This window comes from Seohaeicola sp. 4SK31 (genome assembly GCF_028802875.1).
GTDB lineage: Bacteria > Pseudomonadota > Alphaproteobacteria > Rhodobacterales > Rhodobacteraceae > Seohaeicola.
Genome location: NZ_JARAMP010000051.1, coordinates 1 through 10,231 on the forward strand (window position 1 = coordinate 1; position 10,231 = coordinate 10,231).

9 protein-coding genes are annotated in these 10,231 nt (G+C 58.7%); all 9 read left to right on the forward strand.

The genetic code is table 11. From position 1 onward, the window contains the following. The coding region (locus PVW27_RS20820; protein ID WP_274561027.1) for a hypothetical protein at positions 1–293 on the forward strand (293 nt) is incomplete at its 5' end. Between the two features lie 596 nt (positions 294–889). Further along, positions 890–1,261: a hypothetical protein gene (locus PVW27_RS20825; protein WP_230802101.1), complete on the forward strand. Its 372-nt coding sequence runs from the start codon at positions 890–892 to the stop codon at positions 1,259–1,261. Between the two features lie 73 nt (positions 1,262–1,334). Beyond that, positions 1,335–1,556 carry a hypothetical protein gene (locus PVW27_RS20830; protein ID WP_230802102.1) on the forward strand — a complete coding sequence of 74 codons (222 nt, stop codon included), beginning with the start codon at positions 1,335–1,337 and terminating at the stop codon, positions 1,554–1,556. After that, on the forward strand, positions 1,556–3,016 hold the full coding sequence (locus tag PVW27_RS20835) for a TolC family protein (RefSeq protein WP_230802103.1): 1,461 nt from the start codon (positions 1,556–1,558) through the stop codon (positions 3,014–3,016). The genes PVW27_RS20830 and PVW27_RS20835 overlap by 1 nt, the downstream gene beginning before the upstream one ends. An 11-nt stretch (positions 3,017–3,027) precedes the next feature. Continuing rightward, positions 3,028–4,386 (forward strand): multicopper oxidase family protein, encoded by a 1,359-nt coding sequence (locus PVW27_RS20840; RefSeq protein WP_230802104.1) that lies wholly within the window; start codon positions 3,028–3,030, stop codon positions 4,384–4,386. 46 nt (positions 4,387–4,432) lie between these two features. Continuing rightward, a complete protein-coding gene (locus PVW27_RS20845) occupies positions 4,433–5,149 on the forward strand; it encodes a copper-binding protein (RefSeq protein ID WP_230802105.1) in 717 nt (238 codons plus the stop codon). Between the two features lie 326 nt (positions 5,150–5,475). After that, on the forward strand, positions 5,476–6,786 hold the full coding sequence (locus PVW27_RS20850; protein ID WP_274561032.1) for an APC family permease: 1,311 nt from the start codon (positions 5,476–5,478) through the stop codon (positions 6,784–6,786). A 66-nt stretch (positions 6,787–6,852) separates the two neighbouring features. Beyond that, the gene (locus PVW27_RS20855) at positions 6,853–9,186 is read left to right on the forward strand and encodes a heavy metal translocating P-type ATPase (RefSeq protein ID WP_230802106.1); all 2,334 of its coding nucleotides are present in this window, start codon (positions 6,853–6,855) and stop codon (positions 9,184–9,186) included. A 38-nt stretch (positions 9,187–9,224) separates the two neighbouring features. After that, positions 9,225–9,704: a DUF411 domain-containing protein gene (locus PVW27_RS20860; protein ID WP_230802107.1), complete on the forward strand. Its 480-nt coding sequence runs from the start codon at positions 9,225–9,227 to the stop codon at positions 9,702–9,704. Positions 9,705–10,231: the final 527 nt, after the last annotated feature.

The window sequence follows — 10,231 nt, forward strand, 5'->3', positions numbered from 1 at the left end:
TCCACAGTGAAAATCCTCCCGCCCTCCCTGTCGCCAGAAAGGGTAAAGGTGGACGACTTTTACGCCGCCCGCAGCAGGCTCATCCCGCCGCTACCGTGGCCGACTTTCGCACCGCCGTTCTCAAACGCTGCGAGGCTGAATGCCAAGACAATGCTCACAAACTGAATACCGGGCATGTCGACGGAGAAAAACCTCTGCATGTAAGAACGTTGGCACATATACGGCTTGAGATCGAGGATGTTGAACCTGCGTTTGGGAACCAAGCATTCGCTCCAGGTCTTTGGGACGAATGAAATTTAAGTTTCGAAATCTCCTGAACCGCGTTCCATGTCTCAACTGCAGGCCGAGCGACATAACAAATGGTAGGTTACTGCCGGACCTAGTTGCGGAAATGTTGATAGCATTGGAAAGTAGCTTTTCTGCATGTCTTACGCTGGCGGTGATTTTCAGAACGGAATATTCCTATCCGAGTGGGCGGACTCCTTTCAGGGTCTATTGCAATCTGCGCGGAGATCGCGGCCATCGTGCCGCTTCCATACAAAAGCCCATCATGGCTGCCGGCCCAGATGCGACGGTTTCGTGCGGTCTAACCGCACTTGAAGTCGACGTTGACAGCAACTTAGATGAAAGTGAATTGGCCACAGCGATCAACGAAGCGAGCTATGGCTGTGAGAAATTGGTGAGCTGAGCGCGGGCGAGGCTTTGGCCCGTTACATGTTTCCGATTTTCAACATTTTTGACAGCAGCGGCCGTATCCCGCCCGTTTCACGAAGAATTCAACTAACCTTCCTGCGCAGGACGGATTGACTGTACTGCATCGTTCTCCGATAGTCGCGGCATGAGCTTCCGAGTTTTCATATCAAGCTGGTCAAGGGCGTTTACGTGCATCGTGTTTGCGCTGGCGTTGGTATTGTCACCACCTTCTGCCGCTCACGCGTCGTCCGGCATGCATGACGGACATGAAGTCAAGTCTGTTGGTGTCGTTGGTGCTGCGGAGGCCCGTGAAACCGGAAGCGATGCGCATCACGCACACACGATGCTTGAGGTCGTAAGTGACATCGGCATAGAAGTGTCCGACAAGGATGGCAAAGAGCGGCAGTCAGACGAATGTTGTAACGGTATCTGTATTTCTGTCGCCTTCCTCGACGATACCAACTTGCGAGCAGAGCCAGTTGGTACGAGGCAATATGTGATTCTGGACGGACAGACGTATTCCTTCGAAACGACTGGTTTTCTGCGGCCCCCTCGATTCCTGATCTGAACCGGCGCCCAAATTGGGTGTGAGCCTTGCGCAGTTTCTGCGTGAGACAACGTTCACCAATCAGGTTACTTTCATGAAAATTCATCTTCTTATGGGGGCTTCGGCCCTCGGGCTTGGCGCATGCGCCTATGAACCCACCGCCTTGCCGTCCGTCGAGACTCAACAGGCCGCCGTTAATACGACAGTTTCGTCGCCGATCAGCTATCAGGACCCGTTGGCTGGCTACACCTATCGCGGACCAACTGGCCCCCGGGATTGGCGTTCCGTCAATCAAGAGCAGACGGAGGGCAACTGATGCGGCTATCGAAGTTTCCGCTGGTTTTCGGCTTTCCGCTAATCTTGGGTGCTTGCGCTACGGCTGTACCGGGCATCTACACGGAACCAAAGGCTGGCTTCGTCAACATTTCCAGCCAGGTCACACCAGCCATCGGCAAACGGACAGCCTTCGCTGAAACCCAGGCCGAAAACGAGGCTCTGCAAAAGCAGGTGCACGCAATGGTGCATCGCAAGACCATTTCGGCGGACACCGCCGTTCAGGTCGCTCTTTTAAACAACAAGGGGTTGCAGGCGTCATACGCGAACGTCGGCCTGTCCGCCGCCGAGGCCTGGCAGCAATCGACCCCGGAAAATCCGATCGTTTCGATAGGTATCCTGGGCATCGGTGCGCCCGAACTGGGTGCATATAGGGCAATCGAGGGACTAATCCGGTCGAACGTGCTCGATGCCACCACGCGCCAGCAGCGTATGGCCATTGCAGACGCAAACTTCCAGCAGGCGCAGCTTAGTGCTGTAAATGATACGCTCGCACTGGCCAATCAGACGCGGAAGGCATGGGTCGATGCCGTAGCCGCCTTCGAGGCGGTGAGTTATCTTCGCCGTGCGAAAGCGACCTCTGACGCCGGATCGGAATTGGCCATGAGGCTGGGTGAGACCGGAGCCCTCAACAAAGCCGGACAGGCCCGTGAACAGGCGTTCAATGCCGAACTCGCCGGACAACTTGCCCAGGCACGCTTGAATGCGACACGGTCCAAGGAGGCTTTGACCAGATTGATGGGCCTATGGGGCACCGAGGTAGACTATTATGTGCCCGATGCCCTTCCTGCGCTGCCGCGTTCCGTCGGTCGTGTGACTGACATCGAAGCGAAAGCATTACGGAATCGGGTTGATCTGCGGATTGCCAAACTCGGCTTGGAAGCACAGGCCAAGGCGTTTGGTCTGACCGACCAGACCCGCATTGTCAGCGATCTCGAATTCATTGCCGGATTCGAGGCAGAGCGGGAAATCGAGGATGGAGAAACAGAGACTGTAACCACCCCTCAGGTGGAAGTGGAGTTCGCAATCCCGATCTACGACACCGGTAAGGCCCGGATGCGCAAGGCGGAATTGTCGTACCTGCAAGCGGCCAACGTGCTTGCGGAGAAAGCCGTCAACGTCCGCTCTGAGGCGCGCGGTGCCGAAACCTCCTATCATGCCGCGTATAAGATCGCCCGCCACTACCGCGACGTTCTGGTGCCGCTACGCACGACCGTCGAAGAAGAGGGTCTGCTGTCCTACAATGGCATGATCACCAATACTTTCGAGCTGCTGACTGATGTGCGCGAGAAGCTTGGCGCATCGCTGGAAGCGGCAAATGCAAAACGCGAATTCTACATGGCTCAGGCTGACCTGACCGCTGCGATCTATGGCGGCGGCGATGGCGGCGGTGCTGGTGGAGAAGGCGCAACACTTGCCGCCGGTGGCGGCGCAGGACACTGAAAGGAACTGACATGTTGAACAGACGTCAATTACTCGGAGCCGGCGCGGCAGGTGCAACGCTGGTATCTTCGAAAGCCTGGGGTAAAACACTGAACATGGGCCTGCCCGAAGCTGCCCAAATGGACAGTGCGGCAACGGCGATTACGCCGCGTCCCAATTCCGGGCCGGACTACACACCCGTGGTCACATTGAACGGGTGGACCCTGCCGCACCGGATGAACAACGGGGTGAAAGAATTTCACCTCGTGGCCGAACCGGTAGAACGCGAGCTTGCCGACGGCATGATCGCGCATTTGTGGGGCTACAACGGCCAATCCACCGGCCCGACGATCGAAGCAGTCGAAGGCGACCGGGTGCGTATCTACGTCACCAATAAGCTGCCGGAAGGCACAACGGTGCATTGGCACGGGCTCATTCTTCCTTCAGGCATGGATGGGGTCTCCGGATTGAGCCATCCAAGCATCCCGCCGGGCAAAACCTTCGTCTACGAATTCGACTTGGTGAAGTCCGGAACGTTCATGTACCACCCCCACGGCGATGAAATGACCCAGATGGCGATGGGGATGATGGGCATGTTCGTGGTCCACCCCAAGGATCCCACATTCATGCCGGTGGATCGTGATTTCCTGATCATGCTGAATGCTTTCGACATCGATCCGGGTACCTATGTACCCCGCATCATGACGATGACGGATTTCAACCTTTGGACCTGGAACAGCCGGATCTTCCCCGACATCGATCCGCTGGTCGTGAACAAGGGCGACCGGGTGCGAGTACGGGTTGGGAACCTTACGATGACGAACCACCCGATCCATATGCACGGCTATGACTTCAAGGTCACCTGCACGGATGGCGGCTGGGTGCCGCCTGAAGCACAGTGGCCGGAGGTCAGCATCGACATTCCCGTAGGTGCGATGCGCGCCTACGAATTCGTCGCCGATCATCTGGGAGATTGGGCGATCCATTGCCACAAATCGCACCATACGATGAACGCCATGGGCCATGACGTGCCGACGTTCATCGGGGTGAATAAGAAGCCGCTGACCCAGAAGATCCGTCAATTCCAGCCGGAATACATGCCGATGGGCATGTCCGGCATGGGGGACATGGCAAAAATGGAAATGCCGCTACCCGACAATACCATCCCGATGATGACGGGTTGGGGCCCGTACGGACCCATCGAGATGGGCGGCATGTTTTCGGTCGTGAAGGTGCGGGACGGCATCGACGCGGACGATTACTCCGATCCCGGCTGGTACGAGAACCCTCCGGGCGAGATGGCCTACGAATGGACTGGCGAATTACCCGACTTTGCCTCCAACAACAGCCCCAAGACCATTCTCACACCGAAACCAACCTCGAAGGGCTGAGCGGCCCTTCGTCATCTCCAACCGAACCAACCTACAGGACAATAAAATGAGAAATCTTCTTTTGACGACAAGCTTCGCGATCGCGCTATCAGCACCGGCCTTTGCTTCAGGTACACACGACGGTGGACATGGGGAGACCAAGCCAGCCGCAATGATGGTCGGCATGCCGGGTGACGCCGCCAAGGTTGACCGCACAATCGACGTCACTTTACTCGAAAACGATGAGGGCCAGATGCTGATCGAGAGTGAGCCGATGGATATCAAGGAGGGCGAAACCATCCGCTTCAACATCACCAACAAGGGTGAGCTGGAGCATGAATTCGTCCTCGACACGGTAGAGCGCAATGCCGAGCACAAGATCGAAATGGCCAAGATGGACATGGAACATGACGATCCGAACCGTATCCGTCTCGATGCGGGCGCTTCCGGCGAGGTTGTCTGGACTTTCGCAAATTCTGGCACATTCGAAGCGGCGTGCCTGATCCCTGGCCACTACGAATCCGGCATGCACCGGGAGGTCGCAGTCGGTGACCAGATGGCTCAGGCTGACGTGGAATACACGAGCGGGACCATCAAGAAAATCGACGCCAAAGCCGGCAAGGTCACAATTATCCACGGCCCTCTCGTCAACCTGGATATGCCCGCGATGACCATGGTGTTCCGCGCGGACGAAGCCATGCTGGAAAAAATGTCAGAAGGGCAGGACATTCAATTCGTTGCAGACCGCGTAAAAGGCAAGCTGACTGTGACTGCATTGAAATAATAGCAAGACGTCTACGGGGCCACCTACAACTTGGTGGGGCAACGTTTCGAAATGAAGCCTTGCCCCACTTTCCAATGCTAGCATCGGATTCGTCAAATACGGATGAAAACAAGTTTTATGAACATGATGGTGTCCTTTGTCCCCTTCTGCGTGATCTGAGGTGCATCTAGCTGCGTCCTTTGCAAGGCAAGTGTTTTGCGCTCCTGAGGCGAGCCGGTCATCAGAGAAAGTGACTGCAAGATATGGACTATGTTTAGCCTGGGGCATGTCACAGACTTGCGGTTTCACTGACAAAATACGCGCCAAAAGCTCAAAAAGGAAATCCCGTGTCGAGAAACGACTACGAGAAGAACAGCATTACCCTGCCTGGCGCGGTAGCCATGGGAACCGGCGTGATGATCGGCGCGGGCATCTTCGCCCTAACCGGCCAGATCGCCGAACTCGCCGGGCCTCTCTTCTCGCTCTCGTTCATCGTGGGCGCCATCGTGACCGCGTTCAGCGCCTATACCTACATCAAGATGTCGAACGCGTATCCGTCAGCGGGCGGCATCGGGATGATCCTGAAGAAGGCCTACGGCCCGACGACGGTCGCAGCGGGTGCTGCACTTTTGATGGCGCTGTCGATGGTCATCAACGAAAGTCTCGTCGCGCGCACTTTTGGAACTTATGCAGTTAAGGTGATTGGCGGTAATCCGGATAGCGCTTTAGTGCCAACGCTGGGTGTTGGGCTTATAATTTTTGCCTATCTCGTGAATGCCTCCGGGAACCGGTCGGTCGGGCTGATTTCTCTTGTCATGGCCGTTCTCAAGGTGGGCGGCATCGCGCTGTTTGGGGCAGCCGGCCTCTGGACGAGCGGAATCTCGTTCGAGGCGATGGATGGAGACATGGACAAAACCGATTTCGTGGCGTCGGTTGCGCTGTCGATCCTGGCCTTCAAGGGGTTCACGACCATTACCAACAGCGGTGCAGAGGTCACCGACCCGCACCGCAATGTGGGCCGGGCCATCGTCTGGTCGATCGCCATCTGCGTCGTCGTCTATCTGCTGGTGGCTTTCGCGGTCGGTTCCAGCCTGCCGCTTGACCGTATCGTGGCAGCGAAGGACTACGCGCTGGCCGAAGCGGCCCAGCCGTCCCTCGGTCAGACCGGCTTCTACCTTACGGTGGCGCTGGCGCTGGTGGCCACGGCGTCGGGTCTGATCGCCAGCGTGTTCGCGGTCTCGCGGATGCTGGCAATGCTGACCGACATGAAGATGATCCCGCACAGCCATTTCGGGATGCCGGGCACGATCAAGGACCACACGCTTGTCTACACCGTCGTTATCGCAGGATTCCTGACGGTCTTCTTCGACCTCAGCCGCATCGCCTCGCTTGGGGCCTTCTTCTATCTGGTGATGGACATGATCATCCACTTCGGTGTGTTCCGGCATCTGCGCGAGGAAATCAGCGCGAGAGGCTGGGTGTTGCTGACGGCCATCGCACTTGATGCCGTGGTGCTGGCCGCCTTCGCCGCAGTGAAATGGCAGTCCGACCCGCTCATCGTTGTGGTCGGCATCGTTGGCATGGCTCTGGTGTTCCTGTTCGTCCGGCTGTTCCTCGCGCGCAACTCGGTCGGGGAAGGCGCTCACGCCAATCACTAAAAGGGCTTGAGGTTCCGGTCGTTAGAAACCGCAAACTGAAAAAACAGATCGAAAGGCTGGCAGACCATGGAGAGAGATCACCATCACGCGCCCCCCGACATCCCGGCTGGGACCGAGACGGCAAAGGACCCGGTCTGCGGCATGACTGTCGCCGTCAAGCCTGACGGGCGTCACGCCGAGTTTCAGGGCGAGACCTTCCATTTCTGCTCGGAAAAATGCCAAGGGAAGTTCAAAGCTGATCCGTGGTTCTACGCTTCAGGGCGTGCCGCTGGACAGAAGAAGACCGCCCCGGCCAACGTCAAGTACACCTGTCCGATGCATCCCGAAATCGTCCGCGATGCGCCAGGTGCCTGCCCGATCTGCGGCATGGCGCTGGAGCCGATGGTGCCGTCTGACGAGCCAAGCGAGGAACTGACCGACTTCACGCGTCGCATGTGGATTTCGGCCGCAGCCGCGGTGCCGCTTGTCATCCTCACGATGGGCGAATTGGTGGCCTTGCCAGTGCGCGACTGGATCGGGCATCAGACCGCCAGCTATCTTGAGTTCGTGCTGGCGACGCCAATCATCCTCTGGGCCGCCTTGCCGTTCTTTCGGAGCGGCTGGGACTCGGTGGTGAACCGTAGCCCGAACATGTGGACCCTGATCAGCCTCGGCGTGGCGGCTGCCTACCTCTATTCACTGGTGGCGACGTTCCTGCCGGGCGTTTTCCCCGAACAGTACCGAATGGGCCACGGCGTCGGCACCTATTTCGAGGCGGCCGTGGTGATCGTCGCGTTGGTTTTCGTGGGCCAGGTGCTGGAACTCCGAGCGCGAGAACGCACCGGGGATGCGATCCGCGCGCTTCTGGATCTGGCACCGAAGACCGCGCGGCGTATCCTCCCGGAGGGCACTGAATACGACGCGCCACTGGAAAACATCATGGAGGGCGACCGGCTGCGCGTCCGTCCCGGAGATGCGGTGCCCGTCGACGGCACGGTGATCGAAGGGCGATCCTCGCTGGACGAAAGCATGCTGACCGGTGAATCGATGCCAGTCGAAAAGGGCCCGGGAGACATTGTGACCGGGGCCACGATCAACAAGAACGGCTCTCTGGTGATCAAGGCGGCCAAAGTCGGGTCCGACACTGTCCTCGCGCAGATCGTGGCCATGGTGTCGAACGCGCGGCGGTCCCGCGCGCCGATCCAGGGGCTGGCCGACCGGGTGTCGGCGGTCTTCGTGCCTACCGTGGTCGCCATCGCCATCATAGCGTTCGTGGTCTGGATGATATTCGGCCCGGAACCCGCGCTTGTGTTCGCGATTGCATCAGCCGTTTCGGTGCTGATCATTGCCTGCCCTTGCGCGCTGGGGTTGGCGACACCGATTTCCATCACCACTGCCGCGGGGCGCGGCGCACAGGCGGGCGTGCTGATCAAGGACGCCGAAGCGCTGGAGCGCATGGCGGGCGTCGATACGCTGATCGTCGACAAGACCGGGACGCTGACGATGGGCAAACCGAAGCTGACAGATACGGTGGCGCTGGGGGATGTGACCGAAACCGACCTGCTGTCGCTGGCCGCAGCGCTGGAGCGCGGCTCGGAACACCCGCTGGCGGAGGCGATCGTCGAAGGGGCTAAAGCGCAGGGCGCACCGCGTCAGGAGGCTGTGGACTTCAACGCCGTCACTGGCAAGGGCGTGCGCGGCATGGTTGGCGGACGGGCGGTGTCGCTCGGCAATGCCGCGATGATGACTGAGATGGGCCTGGACACGGGCACGGCCGAGGGGCAAGCCGACACCCTGCGCGCCGAGGGAAAGACCGCGATGTTCGTCGCGGTCGATGGCGCGCTTGTTGGCATCGTAGCGGTGGCCGATCCGATCAAGGACAGCACCGCGCAGGCGATCAGGGAGCTGCACGCGCAGGGACTGCGGGTGATCATGGCGACGGGCGATAACGAACGCACGGCGCAGGCGGTTGCAGGCAAACTCGGGATCGACGAGGTCCGCGCCGGCATTCTGCCCGAGGCAAAGAAGGACCTGATCGACCAGCTGCGCCGCGAGGGCCACAAGATTGCGATGGCGGGTGACGGAGTGAACGATGCGCCCGCACTGGCCGCCGCGGATGTGGGCATCGCTATGGGCACCGGCGCGGATGTGGCGATGGAAAGCGCGGGCATCACCCTGCTGGGTGGTGACCTGATGGGCATTGTCCGGGCGCGCAAGCTATCCCGCGCCACCCTGCGTAACATCAAGCAGAACCTGTTCTTCGCCTTCGCCTACAACGCTCTTGGTGTCCCCATCGCGGCGGGGTTGCTCTACCCCGTTACCGGACTTCTGCTCTCGCCGATGATCGCGGCGGCGGCCATGAGCCTGTCGTCGGTCTCGGTGATCACCAACGCCTTGCGGCTCAGGCGGGTCAATCTCTGACCTGCCCGCACAAAACATCAATCAGAAAGGAAAACCAAATGACCCATGAAACGATTTCTCGCCGCGCGATTCTGGTCGGAGCGACCGCGCTCGTGGCGACCTCTCCCCTTCGCACGTCAGCGCAAACTTCGCGACCGGCGATCCATGTGATGAAGGATCCCAACTGCGGCTGCTGCTCGGCCTGGATCGAGATCCTCGAAAACGACGGCTTTGTCGTCACGACAGAGGCGAGCGCCGGAACGCTTCTGATGCGCTACAAGCTGGACAATGGCATCCCGCAGGAGATGGTCTCCTGCCATACAGGCCGCATCGAAGGTTACATGATCGAGGGCCACGTGCCCACTGCAGACATTCGCCGTCTTCTGGTGGAACGCCCCGACGCGGTCGGCCTCGCAGTGCCCGGCATGCCCTACGGGTCGCCCGGGATGGGACCGGAAAGCGAGCGCGAGGCCTATGTGGTACATTTGGTCGATCGAGACGGGACCACGGAGCCGTTCACAAACTATCTGGCAGCCTGAACTCGAGACTGTGACAATGAAGGGCGGTCGAGGTCAAAGGGATTGGACCTTGCTAAACAAAGGATCGCCTCATAAATGTCAGCGTTTTTTGGCCATTAGATCACTGTGAGTCAATAATACTTCTAACAGGAACACACTTGTCGCACTAATTTTTAGGCGTCGGATACGGTTGGCTACCACAGATCGAGATGCGAAGGGAGAGAGACACCGCACCTACTTCTCTCACGTTAATTGGACCTGACATTGAGTTCAACTTTACGGCTCTGGCAAAACCTAGCCTTGAGTTGCGGCGTCAAAACCACTAACATATCTTGCAGCAAAGAAGCTGTGGTCGGAATGAGTCCAAAATTTCTCCGAAGTGATTTACATTGGCTCTTGGCTCGTGCCAGAATTGCATGCGATTGGGGCTCTGTTGCACAAATCCTGTGAGGGATTCATCTCGTGAATCCAGCGTGGTAGCTGGGATGCATGAGCAGACACATACCCCCGACCTACAAGACCAGGAACTGGCCAGCCTACAATGAAGC

Bases quoted from the DNA above. Each gene is read 5' to 3' on its own strand.
- PVW27_RS20855 (WP_230802106.1), top strand. From the start codon at position 6,853: ATGGAGAGAGATCACCATCACGCGCCCCCCGACATCCCGGCTGGGACC.
- PVW27_RS20830 (WP_230802102.1), top strand. From the start codon at position 1,335: ATGAAAATTCATCTTCTTATGGGGGCTTCGGCCCTCGGGCTTGGCGCA.
- PVW27_RS20840 (WP_230802104.1), top strand. From the start codon at position 3,028: ATGTTGAACAGACGTCAATTACTCGGAGCCGGCGCGGCAGGTGCAACG.
- PVW27_RS20835 (WP_230802103.1), top strand. From the start codon at position 1,556: ATGCGGCTATCGAAGTTTCCGCTGGTTTTCGGCTTTCCGCTAATCTTG.
- PVW27_RS20845 (WP_230802105.1), top strand. From the start codon at position 4,433: ATGAGAAATCTTCTTTTGACGACAAGCTTCGCGATCGCGCTATCAGCA.
- PVW27_RS20860 (WP_230802107.1), top strand. From the start codon at position 9,225: ATGACCCATGAAACGATTTCTCGCCGCGCGATTCTGGTCGGAGCGACC.